Source organism: Streptomyces sp. NPDC096176 (genome assembly GCF_044763255.1).
Lineage (GTDB): Bacteria > Actinomycetota > Actinomycetes > Streptomycetales > Streptomycetaceae > Streptomyces.
In genome coordinates this window covers 246,140-266,506 of record NZ_JBIWFV010000002.1, presented here as the reverse complement: position 1 = coordinate 266,506, position 20,367 = coordinate 246,140, and the positions used below count along the sequence as shown (strand labels likewise).

The following is a 20,367-nucleotide window of genomic DNA, read 5'->3' as shown; positions in this document are numbered from 1 at the left end:
GCAGCGGCCACCCGCCCGGCATACCCCGGCAAGGGCCGGACCACCGAGGTCCGGACCTCCTGGGGCCGGCCGCCGAAGTCCGGACCACGGGGCTTCCGCGAGCCGGAGTCGAGTACGAGACGCGCGCGCATCCAGCAGCAGGCGGATGCGGGTGCCCGAACAGGAACGGTTGCATGTCTTCACCGCTGTCCGCAGGCCCCGACCTGCGCGCCCGTCTCGCGAAGAACATCGCCAAGCCAGACTGGCTCGCCTCCCCCAAGGTCTTCCGCACCGAGGTGCTGGCGGGGCTCGTGGTCGGCCTGGCGCTCATCCCCGAGGCCATCTCCTTCTCGATCATCGCCGGCGTCGACCCGGCCATGGGTCTCTTCGCGTCGTTCACGATGGCCGTGGTGATCTCCGTCGTCGGCGGCCGGAAGGCCATGATCTCCGCCGCCACCGGGGCCGTCGCCCTGGTCGTCGCCCCCCTCAGCCATGAGTACGGTGTCGGCCACCTCGTCGCCGCCGTCATCCTCGGCGGTCTCATCCAGGTCGTCCTCGGCGCACTGGGCGTGGCGAAGCTGATGCGTTTCGTGCCCCGTTCCGTGATGGTGGGCTTCGTCAACGCCCTGGCGATCCTCGTGTTCATGGCGCAGGTGCCCGAGATGCACGACGTGCCCTGGGCCGTGTACCCGCTGCTCGTCGGCGGACTGGTGCTCCTGGTGCTCTTCCCCAGGATCACCAAGGCCGTGCCCGCCCCGCTGGTCTCGACCGTGATCCTTACCGCCATCACCGTCGCCGCCGGCATCGCCGTGCCCACCGTGGGCGACAAGGGCGAACTGCCCTCCTCGCTGCCGGTCCCGGGCCTGCCGGACGTGCCGTTCACGATGGACACCCTGACCACCGTCGCCCCGTACGCCTTCGCCCTCGCACTGGTCGGGCTGATGGAGTCGCTGATGACGGCCAAGCTCGTCGACGACATCACCGACACCCGCTCCAACAAGACCCGCGAGTCCGTCGGCCAGGGCATCGCGAACATCGTGACCGGCTTCTTCGGCGGCATGGGCGGCTGCGCCATGATCGGCCAGACCATGATCAACGTGAAGGTGTCCGGGGCCCGTACCCGGCTGTCCACCTTCCTGGCCGGAATGTTCCTGTTGGTCCTGTGCATCGCCTTCGGCCCGGTCGTCTCCCGCATCCCCATGGCCGCGCTGGTGGCCGTCATGGTCGTTGTGTCGGTCGCCACCTTCGACTGGCACTCCGTCCGGCCCAGGACGCTGCGGCGCATGCCGGTCGGCGAGACGACGGTGATGGTCGTCACCGTCGTCGCCGTGGTGGCCACCCACAACCTCGCCGTCGGCGTCGTGCTCGGCTCGGTCACGGCCATGGTCATCTTCGCCAGGCGCGTCGCCCACCTCGCCGAGGTGTCCGCAGTGGTCGATCCCGACGGCAAGCAGGCCATCTACGCGGTCACCGGGGAGCTGTTCTTCGCCTCGTCCAACGACCTCGTCCATCGGTTCAACTACAAGGACGACCCCGACCACGTTGTCATCGACCTGACCGACGCCCACATCTGGGACGCCTCTTCGGTCGCCGCGCTGGACGCGATCGAGACCAAGTACGCCCAGCGCGGCAAGAAGGTCACCATCGTCGGCCTGAACGAGCCGAGCGCCGCGATGCACGACAAGCTCGCCGGCCGGCTCACCGGGGGCCACTGAGCGGAGCCCTGTGTCCGCCCACGGCCAGTAGGAGCCGGCGACCGTGAGCGAGCAGGCGGATTCCCGACATCGACACCGCGATGGGCGACCGTGTGTGTCTCCCTGCTCCTCAAGGGGCAGAGCGTGCCCGCCGGGGAGTTTTGGCGGCCGGCCGAACCGACCACCACCGACTTCCGGGCCGGTCGTGAACCCGCAGCTGGTCGATCCGGTGGTCGATCCGGTTTCCTGCCGAGCATGGCCAACGGGGGCACGGATGGGTCGTCAGCAGTTTCGGTCGTCCACCGACACCACGAGATGCACGGTTCGGTAGTACCCCACCGCCTTCTCGGGTACTTCGGTGATCGTCATGCAGTGAGCTGCATCCGCCCCGTCCGCGGTGATCTCGTAGACATGCGCGTCGTCCTCCATCTGTGACGCCTGGACGCCGTACGACGGCCCGTGGCCGGTCTTCTCGATCGCCTCGCCTATCTGGTGGCCGTAGTCGACATGGTCGGTCCACTCGCCCTTGTGCGTGGGCGTGGCCTCCAGCGCATCTGCGGCCTCGTCCACCGCCCGCCGCAGCTCGCCGTCGCTCCACTCGGACGAGGCCTGCAGGTGGTACATCGCGCCGCCGGCCAAGAGCAGCGAGAGCACGATCAGAGCGAGTCCGGCCGGATTGTGCGGGTTGTAGACGTGGCGGTTGGTACCCCACGTGGAACGCACGAATACAGGCTCGTGCTCGTTGTCGGTGCTCACGGACGGCTCCTCACGGCGTGTGGCGTGTGGCGTGTGGCGACGGCACATCGTGCTCATACCTTCGGGGCGTCGCCCCTGTCATCGGCCCGGGGCGCCTTCCGGGCGGGCCGGGTGTCGGGCAGGTGGGCGACTGAGCATGTGGCGGGGGTCCGCCGCCCGTACGATCGCCATCTCGACGGCCGCGATCCGGTCGGCCAGCAGGCCGAGAGCGGCGACCGCACGGCCGATGGCGTCGTCGCCGGAACCGCCGAGGGCCTGGGCCCGGGTGTACGCCGCGGTGACGGCCGCCCAGCGATCGGCCTGGTCCTCGGTGAGTGTGCCGCGCAGGGTGCCCAGCTTCAGCAGGTTGGCCTCGGCTCCGGTGGTGAGGGTCTGCGCCTCGCCGGCGTAATGGTCGTCGATCACGGCGGCGAGTTCTGCGCCGTTCATGGCCGGGGAGATGCGTGCCGCGATCTTGTTCATGTTGCGGTAGGAGCCCTGGAGCCGGAAGAGAGGTTCGGTGCGTGTGGCCTCGGCCTGGCCGGCGGAGGCGATGTACGCCTCGTTGACCGCGAGGACCGTCTCGCGGGCGGTCAGCAGGTGACGCAGTACCGCGAGGATCCGGTCGAGTTCGGCGGGCGGGTAGGAGTGGGTGAGCCGGTCCGGGTGGGTCGAGGGGTCGCCGGTGGCCAGCCGTACCAGCAGCTCCAGGTCGGTGCGCTCGCGTCCGGCCAGGGGGGCGAGGACCGGGTTCGATGTGAGGGCGTTCTCGATGAAGCTGAAAGCGAAGGCGTCCTGCTTGCCGGTCAGGACGTCGCCGAGGTTCCACACATCGGCGCGGTTGGCGAGCATGTCGGGGATGCGGAAGCGCTGCCCCGACTCGGTGTAGGGATTTCCGGCCATGCAGACGGCGAAGCGCTTGCCGCGCAGGTCGTGGCCGTTCAGCGTGCGGGTCGCATCGCACAGGGGAATGAACTTCTGCAGCAGCTCCGGTGAGGTGTGCTGGATGTCGTCCAGGTACAGCAGGACGTTGGTGCCCGCCTCCAGCGAGAAGTTGATCTTCTCGATCTCCTTGCGGGCGGCTGCATTCGGTGCCTCCTGCGGGTCGAGGGAGGTGACGCCGTGCCCGAGGGCCGGTCCGTCGACTTTGACCAGGAGGAGGCCGAGGCGGTCGGCGACGTACTCCATGACGGTCGTCTTGCCGTAGCCGGGCGGCGAGACGAGCAGCAGCAGACCGTGGTTGTCGGTCCGCTTGCCGTCCCCGGCAGCGCCCAGCTGCTTGGCCAGGTTGTCACCGATGAGCGGCAAGTACACCTCGTCGACCAGGCGGCCCCGTACGAACGAGGACATGACGCGTGGCCGGTACTCGTCCAGCCGCAGCCGTCGGCGCTCGGCCGCGACGAGCGCGCTTCTGTGCCGCTGGTACGCCCGGAAGCCAGGTACCACCCGCTCGGCGAAGTCGCCGGTCCTGGCCAGGAACTCGTCGAGGCGCAGGCTCAGGCCCCCGCGGTCGATCCTCGGGTGCGCGCCGATCAGGGGCTCCACCCGGGTGGCGAGGGCCCCGTCCAGGTCGTAGCGGGCCAGCTCCGGGCAGGTCTCGATGGCCACGGCTTCGGCCAGGTCGCCGGCGTCGAGGTCCTCGCCGCAGGAAGCGGCGTACGAGACGAGCCAGCCCTCCACCAGCCGCTGCGCGGAGGCCCGGTCCCCCGTTGCGAGTTGGGTGTTCACGTCGTCGGCGTACGGGGAGGAGCCCACCGCCCGGCGCAACGTGTCGAGCAGCGTGCGGGCCGCGGGACCGGTCACGAAGGTCTCGCCGGTCGCCAGCTCCTCGACCAGGTACTCGGCGGCGAGGCCGGACAGCGATCCGGCCCGGGCCAGCTCGATGCGCAGCGCGCCGAGTGCCGGGACGGACCCGAACGTCTCCCTGGCCCGTACCAGTGAGGCGGCCTCACCGGCCCACGCTGCCCGGGTCTCGCCGGTGGTGCCGTGGGCCCAGAAGAGCTGGGCGGCGGCGCGGTCGGCGGCCGGATAGCGCAGCAGTCCGGCGTGCTCGTGCAGCCCCAGCAGGGCGGAGAGGATGGCCGTCGCGTCGTGGTCGTGGACGCCCCGCTCGTACCCCTCGTCGTACGCGGCCTCAGCTGCCTGCCGCACGAGCGTCGCCAGATCCGCTTGCGCCAGAGCGTGCGCTCCGTGCTCGGCCAACAGCCGCGCGGCGAGGTACTCCGCCCGGTAGACATCTGCGTTCTCGGAGGGCAGGAGCTGGTCCCAGTAGGCGGCGGTGTTCGCGAACTGCGGATCGGTGACCGGGCGGCGGTAGTCCGTGCCCGTCAGTGCGAACGCCATCCCGCCCTCCGCTCCCGGTACGAGCGTGAGCTCGGGAGTCCGGGTGTCGACAGCGAACCGGTGCACGCCAAGGCGGATGGTGTCGCCGCCGTCGGCGAACAGCTCGATACGGTCCCGCAGCGCCCGCCCGGCTTCCTGGCGGGCGGCCTTCAGCCGTCCCTCCAGTTCCTCCGCGCGAACCTGGTCGCCGAGTTGACGCAGCCCGTCGGCGGTGCGGCGGACCTTCGCGGCCATGGGGTCGGAGGCGAAGTAGGCGTTGACTGCGTCGAGGCTGTCGAGGCCGGCCGCCCGCCGGGCGATCGTCTCGAGGACCCGCTCTGCCGATGCGGCGAGGCGCTCGGCACGGCGGGCGCGGGCGTCCTGGAGCGTCTGCCTGCGCCCGGAGAACGCGTCGTTGACCTCGGTGCGCTTGTCGGCGATCGCGGTGAGGAAGCCGTCGTGGTCGGCGAAGCGTGACTCCAGGGTGTCCAGTTGGAGCAGCAGCCGGGCCAGCTGGTCGTCACAGGTCTCCGGGGTGTCCGCAGCGGCCAGCGCGCCGGTGACTGCTTGGGCGAGCAGCGCGAATTCCGCGGCGAATTCTGCGCGCCCCTCCTGGTCGAGGAGGTCTCGGCGCCGTGCGGCGAGGGTCGCGCGGGCCCGGTTCAGACCGCCGAGCACCTCCGCGACCCGCTCCAGAATGGCGGTGCGTACGGTTGCGTCGCCGATGTCCAGGCCGGCGACGACCTCGGTGAGGGTCTGGAGGCCGACGACATGCTGGTCGAGCCGCTCGGTGACCGGGAGCGCTCCGGCGGCGGTGGTGATCTCCGCGGCGGCCGTCGTGAGCCGCTCCACTTCCGTGTGGTGGGCGGCGAAGGCGTCGTCGCGGTGGAGGAAGGCCACGGCCCGCTGCGCGGTGGAGGTGATGCAGTCCTCCGCGTCCTGGGCGAGTGCGTCGACGGCCTGCGAGTCCGCGTACCGCATCTCCTTCAGCGTCACCAGGTGCCCCTGCGCTCGGCGCAGTGCGGTGATACGCGCGATCCACTCCTCGGCGGCGGCGGGGGCCTCCCCGCGCACCCGCCTCACCAGGCGCCGAAGGTCCTCCGCCGCCTCCGCGAGCGCTTCGGCCGCCTGCTTGGTCAGTGACTGCACGGACGCGAACTCAGCCAGCACCTGCTCGGCTGCGGTCCGCACCTCGTCCAGCGGGGTGCGGAGGTCACCGGCCTCCTCGTCGCCGAGCCAGTGGTAGCGGTCGGCGACCCGGGCGCAGGCGGCGACCAGCGCTTCGTACAACTCGGCGGTGGCGGCGGTCTCGACGGCCTGGCGGGCGACAGCGAGGCAGTCCGAAATGCCGCGTACGAGGTCGGCGTTCCCCATGCGGGTCAGAACTCCGCCGTCCGCCGGGGCGGTGAAAGTGTCGGAGACGTACGGGGTTCGCCACACCTGTACCGGGTGCACACGGGCGGGCTCATCGGATTCGATCCGCAGGACCGTGAGGATCCCGTCGTCGAAGAGGGCATAGCCCCGGCAGGCCAAGGGCGGAGCAACCTCCTTGCGGATGAGGTTGTAGGAGAGCAGCAGGGTGCGGCCCGTCGTCCGCGCGTGGAACGCGAACAGCACGTCCTCGCCGTTGGGCGAGCGGACGACCCTTTCGAACTCCATGCCGGAGGTGTCGGTGTCGAAGGTCTTCACTCCGCCTGCGGCGAGGCAGTAGCCGCCGGGGAAGACGATGCCCTGGTCGTCGGGGAGCCGGAGGCAGGACTGGCCGATGCCGTCCAGCCGGACCACGCTCTTCGTGAGTGTGTGAAAGACCAGGTACCGCCAGGCGTCCTCCTTGTAGGGCCGGACCCTCAGCAGGAGCAGGGCGCCGACGACCGCGTACCCCACCTCGGCGTCCGCCAGGGACTGCAGTGGCTCGTCGACCGGCTCACTGTGGATGCCCTCATCGGTCTCGGTGTCGTCTTCGGTCTTCACGGTGAGCGTCCCGCCGACCGTAGAGACGTAGACCGTGCCACCGGCCACGGCGATGTGCGGGTGGCGGCCGAGGACGTGGTGGTCGCGGGTCGTCGCCGTCCACGTGAAGTCGAAAGGGTCGGGGAGGACATGGTCACGCTCGCCACGGGCATCGAGGAACCGCACCTCGCCCGACGGATGCAGTGCCCAGCGCAGGACCCGGATGTCGTCGGCCTGCTCCCCGGTCCGGAAGACGGCGAGCAGCTTGCCCTCCACCCGGCGGAACCGGAGAAGCCGCGCACCCTGGAAGTAGCGGTGCAGCTCCGCCGATTCGCGCACGAAGGCCGGATCATCGAGCAGTCCGGGCACCGCGTCGTCCGGAAGGCGGTTCAGGTCGCGGTCGTAGAGGCCGAGGGCATCGATTGCCGGGGCCTCGTGGCCGACGAGCAGCGCATCGCCGACGGCCACGATGTCGCGAGGTACGACGCTGTGTTGGGTACGGATGTGCTCGGTGCCGGTCAGGGCGAGTTCGGAGCCGCCGAAAGCCTCCACACGTGCGGTGTTGAGGGCGTCGGCCCGCCGGGCCAGCTCGGCAGCCCGGGCAGTGAGGCGGTCACGCAGCACCTCGTACGTACCGGCGTCCAGACCGTTCCCCATGCCGGTGCCTGTCACTGTTCCGCTCCCTCGTATCGGTGAATGGCTCCGGAGTTGCCGCCCCCCGCGCGGCAACTCCGGGGGATGTGGCCCGCGGTGCTCAGCTCTTCGCGGTGCCGTTCAGACCGGCGAGCTCGGCCACCGGCATGTCGGCCAGCCCCAGCTGCCGGGCCTTGCCGATCAGCTCGTCGAGCTGCCCGGACCCGGCGGGCATGAGCTTCATCAGCAGCGCGGACACGGTCAGGTTCTGGACGTCGGCGGTGGAGACCGATCCGAGCACCTTCGTCAGGTCGTCGGTGAAGGAGGCGGAGCCGTCCAGCCACGGTCCGGCGAGCGCCTGCGCGGTCCGTGAGCTGTCCATGAACCCGTCCACGCTCTTGCCGAGCGAGATGGACTGCACAAGGCGGTCGAAGAAGACGGACTCGCCTCCGACGATGTTGATGTCGGCGTTCTCCAGGCCGGTGGCGAGCACCGTGGCCTGTGCCTCTGCGACCTGCCGCTGGACGTCGAGCCCGGCGAGCCGGATCTCTTTCTCCGCCTCCAGGCGCAGCCGGTACTCCTCGTGTGTACGGGACGCCTCGTCCAGCGCCGCCATGGCGGCGGCCTTCTCGGTGAGGCCCGCGGCCTCGGCCTTGAGCTTCTCCCCGATGGCGGTGGCCTCCGCGAGGGCCTTCTCGCGGGTACCCGCGGCCTCGGCGCGCAGCCGTGCCTCGGTCGCCCCGGCCTCGGCGAGGCCCGCCTTCTCGATGGCGTCCGCTTCCTTTTCGCGGATCTGGACGGCGGCGAGCCCCGCGGCGGCGGCTTCGGCCTGGATGCCCTCGGCGAGGCGGATCTTGGCGCGGGCGTCCATGTCGGCGGTCTTGTGGCGCGCCTCGGCGAGGGTGAGTTCCTCGGCTGCCCGGTGGATCGCGGCCTGCTCGGCGGCCTCGGCCGCCTTGATGTCCTTGACCAGCTGCTTCTGCGCCTCGGCCTCGGCGGCGATGACGACGGCCTGCCGGTTGCGCTCCGCCTCCTCGACGGCGCGCAGCTTCTTGATGGACTCCTCCTGCTCGGCGACCGTGCGGTCCACCGCAACCCGCTCGCGGATGACCTCGGCGATCTCGCGGCGCTCGGCCTCGACCTCCTTCTCCGCCGAGATGCGGGTCAGTTCGGTCTCCCGGTCGCGGGCGATGACTTCGAGCAGTCGGTCCTTCTCGATGCGCTCGTTCTCGATGGCGATGACCCGCTCGCGGTTCTTCTGCGCGACGGCCACCTCGCGGGCCTGGTTCTCCCGCTGGACGCCGAGCTGCTCCTCGGTCTTCAGGAAAGCGCTCTGCGCGCGCAGCCGCTCCTCCTCGACCACCCGGGCGGTCTCGGCCTCCTCGCGGGCACGTACGGTCTCGATCTCCCGCTTCTGCTTGATCTCAGCGTCCGTCTGGCGGCGCTCCAACTCAAGGATGGCTTCGCGGGCGTCGACGTTCTGGCGGGTGATCTCCTTCTCCTCCGTGCGCTGGAACTCGTTGGTGCGCACGTGCTCGACGGCCGTCAGCTCGGTGATCTTCCGGATGCCCTGCGCGTCGAGGATGTTGGAGGCGTCCAGCTGCGCGAGCGGGGTCTGCTCCAGGTAGTCGATCGCCGCGTCCTCGAGGCTGTAGCCGTTCAGATCGGTACCGATGACCTGGATGATCCGGTCCCGGAACTCGTCCCGTTTCGTGTAGAGGTCCGTGAAGTCGAGCTGCTTGCCGACCGTCTTGAGGGCCTCGGAGAACTTGGCGTTGAACAGCTCCTGCAGCGTGGCCTTGTCACTGGCCCGGGTCGTACCGATGGCCTGGGCGACCTTGATGACGTCCTCGACGGTCTTGTTGACCCGTACGAAGAACGAGATGCGGATGTCGGCACGGATGTTGTCGCGGCAGATCAGGCCGTCGCGGCCGGTCCTGCTGATGTCGATGGTCTTCACCGAGATGTCCATGACCTCGGCCTTGTTCAGAACGGGCAGGACGACCTGCCCGGTGAAGGTGACGTCGACCTTCCGCATCTTCGACACGATCAGCGCTTTGCCCTGCTCCACCTTGCGGAACAGCCGGCTGATCACGAACAGCATGGCGATGGCGATGAGCAGGACAACGGCGACGAGCACGCCGATGCCCCAGGTGATGGCATCCATGGAGAATCCCCGGTTCGAAGGGTGGGAACTGAAGAGGGGGCGCGGGTCAGCCGCGGGGGTCGAGCGCTTTGTCGAAGGGGGCGACCCAGAAGAATTCGCCGGCGTCGTCGTAGGCGTACAGCAGCCCCGTGCTGCCGAGCCCCAGCAGGGCGCCGTCGTTCTGGCGGACCTGGACGACGGCGGTGGAGCCGTCCCGGGACGTGACCTCCGCCTGGCCGAAGTCCGCGTCAACCCGACCGGTGCGGACGGTGCAGGTCAGTCCGACGAAGTCCAGCCGGGACGGCCCGGGTTCGTCGGGGAAGAGCTTGGCCAGGGGCCGCGCAAGCATGCGGGTCAGCCGCCAGGAACCGACGAGGGAGGCGAACAGCACGAGGGTGCCGAGCAGGTCGACCAGGGCACCGGGCCACCCCGTACGGGAGAGGATCACGGACCCGGTCACGCTGAAGAACCAGGACTGGGCGATCAGCAGTGAGGCCGACACCGAGACGGGGACTCCGCCGAGGCCCAGGGCGTCGCTGTCCACGTCCGCGTCGAAGCCGTCCGTGTCGGCTCCGCCGACCAGCACCAGCAACCAGAAGCACACGACGACCGCGAGGGCCGCAGTGAACAGCACGGCGGGGAAGGTTGCGGTGGCGCGCAGGAACTCGTCCATGTCTCTTCCCCTGTTCTGGGCAGCAGCGTGCTGCTTTCCGTGCTCCGGCAGTGGCCTCGCTCACCGGGCCCCGGCCGGTCCATGCTGTCAGGACGGAACGCCCGTTCGCATTGCCGTCGACCGGCAGCCTTTACGCTTTCTTGATGCCGGTGGCCGCCCCTCGGTACGCGCATGCCAGGCTTGACGTCCACGCGTCAGAAGAGCGTCATCTGCGCGTCAGGAACCGGGGAGGGGTCATGGCGGAGCGGGACACAGCCGATGAGTATCTGCAGGGGTATTCCCAGATCCTGGCCGGCGCCTGCGCCACCGGCAGAAGGCTGACCCGCGACGAGCTCGAAGCGCTGCGGGAGCAGGGCGAGCGGGCCGCCGAGGCCGGCCTTGGGTTGCGCCTGATGGTCCGCGCCCATCTGTCCGCCGCCCAGGTCGTACACGCGGACGTACGTGGCACGGCCGCCGATCACGTGCTCGCGGCGGTCGAGCAGGCGGTGGACGCCTTCGCGGAAGGTCACGAGCGGGCGCAGCGGCTCGCGATCCGTCGGCAGGAGGCCTCGCGGCGCGAGTTCATCGACGACCTGCTCCACGGCCGCAGCGATCCGGGGCGGCTCGCGGAACGGGCTGCGCGTTTCGGGCTGTTGCTGTCCCACGCCCACGCGGTCGCCGTCGCAGAGGGTCCGGAGCCGTACGACGACGGGTACTCCGTCACCCGCGGCATCGAATCGAGCCTGGCGGCCCGCTTCGGCGACCGCCGGATCCTGCTGACCACCAAGGGCGGCCGGCTGATCTGTATCGCCCCAGGCGACCAGAGCAACGTCCTGTCGTTCTTCGCCAAGCAGGCCTACGCCGCGACCGACGGCGGGCGGGTGGCGATCGGCCGCCCCCATCCGGGCGTCGGTGGCGTCGTCCACTCCTACGAAGAGGCACTCAACGCCCTGGACCTGGCCATCCGGATGCACTTGGACGCCCCGGTGCTGCACGCTGCGGACCTCCTGGTCTACCCGGTGCTCACCCGCGACCGGCAGGCGATGGCCGATCTGGTGCGTACCGTTCTCGGCCCGCTTCAGCAGGCCCGTGGTGGCGCCCGGCCGCTGATCGACACCCTCGCCGCGTACTTCGACTCCGGCTGCGTGGCGGTCGAGGCCGCGCGGCGGCTGTCGCTGAGCGTGCGGGCGATGACCTACCGGCTGGACCGGATTCACCGGTTGACGGACGCCGACCCCGGCAACCCCGTCGACCGCTACACCCTCCAGACGGCGGTCATCGGCGCCCGCCTGCTGGACTGGCCGGATCAGCCCCTCTGAGGTCCACCGTTGCGTGGACGCGCCTGCGGCCGAAGCCCAGCGGGTCCGCGGCCTCCGCCGAAAGATCACGTACTGGCCAAAGGTCTCGCCCTGAGCGGCCGGCATCCCGCAGACGCACCCCACCAGCCGGGCCGCGCCGAACCGGTCACACAGGTGAAGATCTTGGCCCGCCCCGTGATGCGTGCCACGGAGCGGGCCCCGCTGCGCCCCGACCACCGCTCACCACGAAGCGCCGGCGCCGCCACGGCTCCGGGGCTTCGTGCGACAACGAAGAACGGGCCCCCACCGGGACTTTCGTCCGGTGGAGACCCGTCTCCTGTGGTGCGCGAGGGGGGAGTTGAACCCCCACGCCCTTGCGGGCACTGGAACCTGAATCCAGCGCGTCTGCCTATTCCGCCACCCGCGCATTGGGTGTTGTCGTCGGTTCCTCACCTGTTTCGGTGCGCCCCCTGGCGACATGCAGAAGATTAGCACGCTGCACAGGGTGGATTCACATCCGTTTGTTTCGGGGGCCCGGCCGGCGAACAGGGAACAGAGCGAGTGATCGGGGAACGCAGGGCGGCCTCCCCCCACTCCTCCTGTATGCACCCCGGGTGCGGGACACTGTCAGGAGGCCGCCTCTACGATCCGGTGTGAGGGGTGACACTCATCGACGGGGCAGACAAGGGGAACCAGCCGATTTCCCGACGCGTGGATACGATCAGTAAGCAGTACCAGGGCGACAACGACGGAGGAGGTGCCCCATGGGAGTCCTGAAGCGATTCGAGCAGCGTCTTGAAGGCCTGGTCAACGGCACCTTCGCCAAGGTGTTCAAGTCCGAGGTCCAGCCCGTCGAGATCGCGGGCGCCCTCCAGCGGGAGTGCGACAACAACGCGACGATCTGGAACCGCGAGCGGACGGTCGTCCCCAACGACTTCATCGTGGAGCTCAGCACCCCGGACTTCGAGCGCCTCAGCCCGTACTCGGGCCAGCTCGGTGACGAACTGTCTAGCCTGGTCCGCGACTATGCCAAGCAGCAGCGTTACACCTTCATGGGCCCGATCAAGGTCCACCTCGAGAAGGCCGACGACCTCGACACAGGTCTGTACCGGGTGCGCAGCCGCACCCTCGCGTCGAGTACGTCACAGTCGCCGGGGGACCGGCCCGCCGACGGCGCCCCGGGTGCCCAGGCAGGTGCCCGCGGAGGTTACGGTTACCCACCGGCCGGTGCTCCTCCCATGCCGGCCGCACCGCCGCCCGGCATGCCCGCGGGCCCGCGTCCCGGCCCCGCACAGGGCCAGCGCGTACCCGGCCCCGGCGCCATGCCGAGCGCACAAGTACGACGCTGGATCGAGATCAACGGCACACGCCATCAGATCTCCCGCCCGACGCTGGTGCTGGGTCGCAGCACCGACGCCGATGTGCGGATCGACGACCCCGGCGTTTCGCGCCGGCACTGTGAGATCCGGACCGGAACGCCCTCGACGATCCAGGATCTCGGGTCCACCAACGGCATCGTGGTGGACGGGCAGCACACCACCCGCGCTACGCTCCGCGACGGCTCGCGGATCGTCGTGGGCAGCACCACCATCGTTTACCGGCAAGCCGAAGGGTGAAGCGGGGGCAATGTCAGAGCTGACCCTGACGGTCATGCGGCTAGGTTTCCTGGCTGTTCTGTGGCTGTTCGTCATCGTGGCCGTCCAGGTCATCCGCAGCGATCTGTTCGGTACGCGGGTGACGCAGCGCGGCTCACGCCGTGGCGCCGAACAGCGTCCACAGCAGTCGCGCCAGAACACGGCGCCGCCGCAGCAGCGGCAGCAGGCGGGCGGCCGCCAGCGCCGAGGAGCGCCGACCAAACTGGTCGTGTCCGAGGGCACACTCACGGGCACGACCGTCGCCCTCCAGGGCCAGACCATCACCCTGGGCCGGGCGCACGACTCCACGATCGTGCTGGACGACGACTACGCGTCCAGCAGGCATGCCAGGATCTACCCGGACCGTGACGGCCAGTGGATCGTCGAGGATCTCGGGTCCACCAACGGCACGTATCTCGACCGGACCCGACTCACCACCCCGACACCGATTCCGCTGGGCGCGCCGATCCGCATCGGCAAGACCGTCATCGAGCTGCGGAAGTAGTACGACAATGAGCGAGCGGAGCGAGCGAGCCGCGGCGGTCCCCACAGGCGACCCGCACCGGCTCCCGACCGGAGGGTGGGCAGTGTGGCTCGAGACCGGCTGGCGCGACAGTCGAGCGGCGAGCCGACGGGCGAGGTGCGTATGAGTCTCTCTCTGCGTTTCGCCGCCGGATCGCACAAGGGCATGATCCGGGAGGGCAACGAGGACTCCGGTTACGCCGGCCCCCGCCTTCTGGCCATCGCCGACGGCATGGGCGGCCAGGCCGCCGGTGAGGTCGCCTCCTCCGAGGTCATCTCCACACTCGTCACGCTCGACGACGACGTGCCCGGCTCCGACATCCTGACCTCGCTCGGCACCGCGGTGCAGCGCGCCAACGACCAGCTTCGGATGATGGTCGAGGAGGACCCCCAGCTCGAGGGCATGGGCACCACGCTCACCGCCCTGCTGTGGACCGGGCAGCGGCTCGGCCTGGTGCACGTCGGCGACTCCCGCGCCTATCTGCTCCGCGACGGCGTGCTGACCCAGATCACCCAGGACCACACCTGGGTGCAGCGGCTCGTCGACGAGGGCCGGATCACCGAGGAAGAGGCCACGACCCATCCGCAGCGCTCGCTGCTGATGCGCGCGCTGGGCAGCGGCGACCACGTCGAGCCCGATCTCTCCATCCGCGAGGTCCGCGCCGGTGACCGCTATCTGATCTGCTCCGACGGCCTGTCGGGCGTCGTCTCCCACCAGACCATGGAGGAGACGCTCGCCAGCTACCAGGGCCCGCAGGAGACCGTGCAGGACCTGATCCAGCTCGCGCTGCGCGGCGGCGGGCCCGACAACATCACCTGCATCGTCGCCGACGTCCTCGACACCGACTCGGGCGACACCCTGGCCGGGCAGCTCAGCGACACCCCGGTCGTCGTCGGCGCGGTCGCAGAGAACCAGCACCAGCTGAACGACGGCGGCGCCATGCAGACCCCGGCCGGCCGCGCCGCGGGTCTCGGCCGCCCCTCCGCGCCCCCGGCGCCGAACGGCAGCTTCGGCCCGCCCGGATCCGGCGACTCCGGCTACGGCGGCATGCCGCCCGAGGGCAGCTTCGGCGCCTACACCGACGACGACTTCGTCAAGCGCGGCGGCGGCCGCACGTGGCTGAAGCGCTCGTTCTACATCGTTCTCGCCCTGGCGGTCGTCGGCGGCGGCCTGTACGGCGGCTACCGGTGGACCCAGACCCAGTACTACGTCGGCTCCCAGGGCGAGCACGTGGCGCTGTACAGAGGCATCAGCCAGGACCTGGGCTGGGTCTCGCTCTCGGATGTCGAGAAGGACCACCCCGAGATCGAACTCAAGTACCTCCCGCCCTACCAGCGCAAGCAGGTCGAGGCGACGATCACCGAGGACAGCCTCGGCAAGGCCCGCACGAAGATCGAAGAGCTCGCCAAGCAGGCCGGCGCCTGCAAGAAGGAAGAGCAGCGCCGCGAGGCGGCCGATCGCGCGAGCACCCCGCCCCCGGGCGAGGGCGAGGCCGGCGGCACCGCCGGCACGCCCACCACCCAGGGCGAAAAGACCAAGCCGACCGCAGCCTCTCCCTCCCCGGGTCCCACCCTCTCGGAGGAGGAGCAGAAGCTGGCCTCGAACTGCGGCAAGCAGTAATAGTCCGTAGGGGGCCTTCTCCATATGAGCGTTGTCACCAACACGACCACGATCGGCGCGATCGACGCACCGAGCCGGCGGAACACGGAGCTGATGCTCCTCGCCTTCGCCGTCGCCATCCCCGTCTTCGCGTACATCAACGTGGGACTCGCCCTCGACGGCGCATTGCCCGCGGGTGTCCTCGGTTACGGGCTCGGTCTCGGCCTGCTCGCGGGCGTGGCCCACATCGTGGTCCGCAGGTTCGCCAAGTACGCCGATCCGCTGCTGCTGCCGCTGGCGACGCTGCTGAACGGCCTCGGGCTGGTGCTGATCTGGCGGCTGGACCAGTCTCCCCGCCTGCTGGCACGCAGCGACTTCGCGCCGCAGGCAACGAACCAGCTGATGTACTCGGCGCTCGGCATCGCGCTGCTGGTGGGTGTGCTGCTGGTCCTGAAGGACCACCGCATCCTCCAGCGGTTCACGTACATCTCGATGGCGGCGTCCATCGTTCTGCTGCTGCTGCCGCTGGTCCCGGGTCTCGGAATGCCGGTCTTCGGCGCCAAGATCTGGATCAGGGTCGGCGGATTCTCCATCCAGCCCGGCGAGTTCGCGAAGATCATCATCGCGGTGTTCTTCTCCGGGTACCTCATGGTCAAGCGCGATGCCCTCGCGCTCGCCAGCCGGCGGTTCATGGGCCTGTACCTGCCGCGCGGACGCGACCTCGGTCCGATCCTGACGATCTGGGCCGTGAGCCTGCTCATCCTGATCTTCGAGAACGACCTCGGTACGTCGCTGCTCTTCTTCGGCATGTTCGTGGTCATGCTGTACGTGGCCACCGAGCGCACCAGCTGGATCGTCATGGGTCTGCTGATGTCCGTCGGCGGCGCGGTCGTCGTGTCGCAGTTCGCGAGCCACGTCCAGTCCCGTGTCGCCGCCTGGCTCGACCCGTTCGGATGCCTCGAGACGGCTCCCGAGGGCTCCAACATGGTCTACGCCTGCGACCAGATGACGCAGGTGCTGATGTCGTTCGGCGCCGGAGGCACGCTCGGCACGGGGTGGGGCCAGGGCAACTCCGACCTCATCGCCTTCGCCGCCAACTCCGACTTCATCTTCGCCACCGTCGGCGAGGAGCTGGGGCTGGCCGGCGTGATGGCCTTCCTGCTGCTGTACGGCCTGATCATCGAGCGCGGTGTGCGAACCGCGCTGGCGGCGCGCGACCCGTTCGGCAAGCTGCTGGCGATCGGCCTGTCCGGCGCCTTCGCGCTCCAGGTGTTCGTCGTCGCCGGCGGTGTGATGGGCCTCATCCCGCTGACCGGTATGACGATGCCGTTCCTCGCGGCCGGTGGTTCGTCCGTGATCGCCAACTGGGCGCTGATCGGAATCCTGCTGCGTATCAGCGACACCGCACGCCGCCCGGCGCCCGCGCCCGCACCTTCACCCGACGCCGAGATGACCCAGGTGGTCCGACCGTGAACAAGCCCCTGCGCCGGATCGCGATCTTCTGCGGGCTGCTCGTGCTCGCCCTGCTGCTCCGGGACAACTGGCTCCAGTACGTGCGGGCCGACGAGCTGAACACGCACAAGCTCAACAAGCGCGTGGAGATCGAGCGCTACGCCTACGAGCGCGGCAACATCGTCGTGGACGGCAAGGCGATCACCGGCTCGGCCGCGACCGCCGACACCTACTACAAGTACAAGCGGACCTACACCGACGGGCCCCTGTGGGCTCCGGTGACCGGTTACGCCTCGCAGGTCTTCGGTGCCAACCAGATCGAGAAGCTCGAGGACGGCATCCTCACCGGCAACTCCGACCAGCTCTTCTTCGACCGCACGATGGCGATGTTCACGGGCGACAAGAAGAAGGGCGGCAATGTCGTCACCACCCTCAACGGCAAGGCCCAGAAGGCCGCCTTCGAGGGCCTCGGCGACAAGAAGGGCGCCGTTGCGGCGATCGAGCCGAAGACCGGCAGGATCCTCGCCCTGGCGTCCACCCCGTCCTACGACCCGTCGTCCTTCGCCGGTCGCCTGAAGGACGACGAGAAGGCCTGGGTCGCGCTCGGCAAGGACCCGGACAAGCCGATGCTGAACCGCGCGCTGCGCGAGACGTACCCGCCCGGCTCCACCTTCAAGGTGCTCACGGCCGCGGCGGCTCTCGAGCACGGGGCGGTCGACGACATCAACGCCGCCACGGACACCCCCGAGCCGTACATCCTGCCGAACACCAGCACCCCGATGGTCAACCACGCGAACGGGTGCGAGAACGCCAGCCTCAACAAGGCGCTCGAGGTCTCCTGCAACTCCGTCTTCGCGAAGCTCGGTGACACGGTCACCCGCGACAAGATGGTGGAGACCGCGGAGAAGTTCGGCTTCAACAACCCCGAGATCGACACCCCGGTCCGCGCCGCCGCCTCCGTCTACGACAAGAAGATGGACCGGCCCGGCAACGCACTGTCGTCCATCGGCCAGTTCAACACCGCCACCACCCCCCTCCAGATGGCCATGGTCACGTCGGCGATCGCCAATGACGGCAGGCTGATGAAGCCGTACATGATCGACCAGCTGGAAGCGCCCAACCTGGACGTGATCGAGAAGACCGAGCCGGAGGAGATGAGCCGGCCGCTCAGTCAGGAGAACGCCCAGCTGGTCCAGCAGATGATGGAGAACGTCGTCGAGAACGGCACCGGCGGCAACGCGGCGATCAGCGGCGTGAAGGTCGGCGGCAAGACCGGTACCGCCCAGCACGGCGAGAACAACAGCAAGAACCCGTACGCCTGGTTCATCTCGTACGCCAAGGACGACAACGGTTCGCCGGTCGCCGTCGCGGTCGTGGTCGAGGACAGCAACGCCCGCCGCGACGACATCTCCGGCGGCGGTCTGGCCGCCCCGATCGCGAAGGCCGTGATGCAGGCCGTACTCAACGAGAAGCAGTGACGAGGATCACGCCCGGCCTTCATACCTGCACATTGCGATACCGGTCGGGTATCAGCTGCCGCTTGCGGGCGGATCAAGTACGGCGTGCCCGGTAGCCTTTGCGCGAACAGCACACCGGAGGACCACACACGGGTGCGGTCGGGACTGACGGAGAGGGCTGGAACAGTTATGGAAGAGCCGCGTCGCCTCGGCGGCCGGTATGAACTGGGCTCGGTGCTCGGCCGTGGTGGCATGGCCGAGGTCTACCTCGCCCACGACACCCGGCTCGGCCGCACTGTCGCCGTGAAGACGCTGCGGGCCGACCTCGCCCGCGACCCGTCCTTCCAGGCCCGGTTCCGCCGTGAGGCCCAGTCTGCCGCCTCGCTGAATCACCCGGCGATCGTCGCTGTCTACGACACCGGCGAAGACATGGTGTACGACAACGCCTCGGGAACCGGGGCCGGCGTCTCGATCCCGTACATCGTGATGGAGTACGTCGACGGGTCCACCCTGCGTGAGCTGCTGCACTCGGGCCGGAAGCTGCTGCCCGAGCGGACGCTCGAGATGACCGTCGGCATCCTGCAGGCCCTCGAGTACTCGCACCGCGCCGGCATCGTCCACCGCGACATCAAGCCGGCGAACGTCATGCTGACGCGTACCGGCCAGGTCAAGGTCATGGACTTCGGCATCGCCCGCGCCATGGGCGACTCCGGCATGACCATGACACAGACCGCGGCCGTCATCGGCACCGCGCAGTACCTCTCCCCGGAGCAGGCCAAGGGCGAGCAGGTCGACGCGCGCTCCGACCTCTACTCCACGGGCTGCCTGCTCTACGAGCTGCTCACCGTCCGGCCCCCGTTCGTGGGCGACTCCCCGGTCGCCGTGGCCTACCAGCACGTACGGGAAGAGCCGCAGCCGCCGAGCAACTTCGACCCCGAGATCACGCCCGAGATGGACGCGATCGTGTTGAAGGCCCTGGTCAAGGACCCCGACTATCGCTACCAGTCCGCCGACGAGATGCGCGCGGACATCGAGGCGTGCCTCGACGGACAGCCGGTCGCCGCCACGGCGGCGATGGGCGCGGTCGGCTACGGGGGCTACGGCCCGGACGACCAGCCCACGACGGCGCTGCGCCAGGCGGACCCGGCCGGCCAGACGTCGATGCTGCCGCCGATGAACCCTGACGACGGGGGCTACGGCGGTTACGACGACCGCCGGGACCGCCGTCGCCAGAAGAAGTCCAACACCTCGACCATCCTGCTCGTGCTCGCGGGCATCCTGGTGCTGATCGGCGCGGTGCTGATCGGCAAGTCGCTCTTCGGCCCGAACGAAGGCGGCAACGATGTGACGGTGCCGAAGCTGGTCGGCATGACCTTCAAGGAAGCCGAGAGCGCGGCCGAGAGCGCGCGCGTCAAGGTCACCCAGTCCGGCACGGAGCGCTGTGACCAGCCCAAGGGCAAGATCTGCAACCAGACGCCGGAGAGCGGAAAGATGGCGGAGGGCGAGACCATCACGGTCGTGGTCTCCGAGGGCGCTCCCAAGGTCAAGGTCCCCGATGTCGTGGACAAGGACGTGGACCAGGCGACCGAGATCCTCGAGGACGAGAAGTTCAACGTCGAGACCGAGGAGATCGAGTCCACCGAAGAGCCCGGCACGGTCCTGGAGCAGGACCCTGCGGGCCGCAGCCTGGCCGAGGCCGGCGCCACGGTCACCCTGACCGTCGCCAAGCAGGCCAAGCAGGACGTGCCCCCGGTGGTCGGCCAGCAGTTCGACGCCGCGAAGGCGCAGCTGGAGGCGGTCGGATTCCAGGTCGCCCGCCAGGACGTCGACTCGGACAAGCCCGCGGGCGAGGTCACGGAGCAGAGCCAGTCCGGCAAGGCCGCCAAGGGCAGCACGATCACCCTGAAGGTGTCCAAGGGCCCGCAGAAGACGCAGGTCCCGGTTCCGGAGTTCCGCACCAAGACGGTCGCGGAGGCCAAGCAGATCCTGGCGCAGGCCGGTTTCACCACGATCCAGTTCGCCCCGGGCAGCCCCCAGGACGACAACGCGATCGTCACCGGCTCCAACCCGGCACCCGGCACGCCGGCCGACCCCGCCACCACCACGATCGTCCTCCAGACGATCGGCGGCAACAACGGTGGCAACAACGGTGGCAACGGTAACGGCGGCGGAGACAACGGCGGCATCTTCGGCGGCCTGGACGGCGACTGACGCCACCCCGTCCCGCACGGCACAGCGATGAGCCCCGGCACCTTCTCAAGGTGCCGGGGCTCACTGCTTCAGCGGGGCGGAC

Annotated in this window: 12 protein-coding genes and 1 tRNA gene; 8 read left to right on the top strand and 5 right to left on the bottom strand. The window is 69.6% G+C overall.

Annotated features, from left to right (window positions below; genetic code table 11):
* The first annotated feature begins 173 nt into the window (after window positions 1–173).
* Window positions 174–1,694: a SulP family inorganic anion transporter gene (locus ACIQ7Q_RS06370; RefSeq protein ID WP_403856907.1), complete on the top strand. Its 1,521-nt coding sequence runs from the start codon at window positions 174–176 to the stop codon at window positions 1,692–1,694.
* Between the two features lie 261 nt (window positions 1,695–1,955).
* Here ACIQ7Q_RS06370 and ACIQ7Q_RS06365 read toward each other — a convergent pair whose 3' ends face one another.
* The 4 genes from ACIQ7Q_RS06365 to ACIQ7Q_RS06350 form a co-directional block, all read right to left on the bottom strand.
* Window positions 1,956–2,429, bottom strand: coding sequence for a hypothetical protein (locus tag ACIQ7Q_RS06365; RefSeq protein WP_403856904.1), 474 nt, complete (start codon window positions 2,427–2,429; stop codon window positions 1,956–1,958).
* A gap of 78 nt (window positions 2,430–2,507) precedes the next feature.
* A complete protein-coding gene (locus ACIQ7Q_RS06360) occupies window positions 2,508–7,337 on the bottom strand; it encodes a DNA repair ATPase (protein ID WP_403857983.1) in 4,830 nt (1,609 codons plus the stop codon).
* Between the two features lie 97 nt (window positions 7,338–7,434).
* A complete protein-coding gene (locus tag ACIQ7Q_RS06355) occupies window positions 7,435–9,480 on the bottom strand; it encodes a flotillin family protein (RefSeq protein ID WP_403856902.1) in 2,046 nt (681 codons plus the stop codon).
* A gap of 46 nt (window positions 9,481–9,526) precedes the next feature.
* Window positions 9,527–10,132, bottom strand: a complete 606-nt coding sequence (locus tag ACIQ7Q_RS06350; RefSeq protein ID WP_403856900.1) for a hypothetical protein — start codon at window positions 10,130–10,132, stop codon at window positions 9,527–9,529.
* A gap of 236 nt (window positions 10,133–10,368) precedes the next feature.
* Between ACIQ7Q_RS06350 and ACIQ7Q_RS06345 the strand changes: the two genes are divergently transcribed.
* Window positions 10,369–11,430: a PucR family transcriptional regulator gene (locus ACIQ7Q_RS06345; protein ID WP_403856896.1), complete on the top strand. Its 1,062-nt coding sequence runs from the start codon at window positions 10,369–10,371 to the stop codon at window positions 11,428–11,430.
* A gap of 319 nt (window positions 11,431–11,749) precedes the next feature.
* Here ACIQ7Q_RS06345 and ACIQ7Q_RS06340 read toward each other — a convergent pair.
* Window positions 11,750–11,836: transfer RNA gene (locus ACIQ7Q_RS06340), tRNA-Leu, on the bottom strand.
* Window positions 11,837–12,173: 337 nt separating this feature from the next.
* Here ACIQ7Q_RS06340 and ACIQ7Q_RS06335 point away from each other — a divergent pair.
* From ACIQ7Q_RS06335 to pknB, 6 genes are all read left to right on the top strand, one after another.
* Window positions 12,174–13,025: an FhaA domain-containing protein gene (locus ACIQ7Q_RS06335; protein WP_403856893.1), complete on the top strand. Its 852-nt coding sequence runs from the start codon at window positions 12,174–12,176 to the stop codon at window positions 13,023–13,025.
* A gap of 10 nt (window positions 13,026–13,035) precedes the next feature.
* Window positions 13,036–13,548, top strand: coding sequence for an FHA domain-containing protein (locus ACIQ7Q_RS06330; RefSeq protein ID WP_403856890.1), 513 nt, complete (start codon window positions 13,036–13,038; stop codon window positions 13,546–13,548).
* Window positions 13,549–13,689: 141 nt separating this feature from the next.
* A complete protein-coding gene (locus ACIQ7Q_RS06325; RefSeq protein WP_403856887.1) occupies window positions 13,690–15,186 on the top strand; it encodes a Stp1/IreP family PP2C-type Ser/Thr phosphatase in 1,497 nt (498 codons plus the stop codon).
* Window positions 15,187–15,210: 24 nt separating this feature from the next.
* On the top strand, window positions 15,211–16,638 hold the full coding sequence (locus tag ACIQ7Q_RS06320; protein ID WP_403856885.1) for an FtsW/RodA/SpoVE family cell cycle protein: 1,428 nt from the start codon (window positions 15,211–15,213) through the stop codon (window positions 16,636–16,638).
* Window positions 16,635–18,095: a peptidoglycan D,D-transpeptidase FtsI family protein gene (locus tag ACIQ7Q_RS06315; RefSeq protein ID WP_403856882.1), complete on the top strand. Its 1,461-nt coding sequence runs from the start codon at window positions 16,635–16,637 to the stop codon at window positions 18,093–18,095. The genes ACIQ7Q_RS06320 and ACIQ7Q_RS06315 overlap by 4 nt, the downstream gene beginning before the upstream one ends.
* Before the next feature lie 168 nt (window positions 18,096–18,263).
* Window positions 18,264–20,285: a Stk1 family PASTA domain-containing Ser/Thr kinase gene (gene pknB / locus ACIQ7Q_RS06310; protein WP_403856879.1), complete on the top strand. Its 2,022-nt coding sequence runs from the start codon at window positions 18,264–18,266 to the stop codon at window positions 20,283–20,285.
* Window positions 20,286–20,367: the final 82 nt, after the last annotated feature.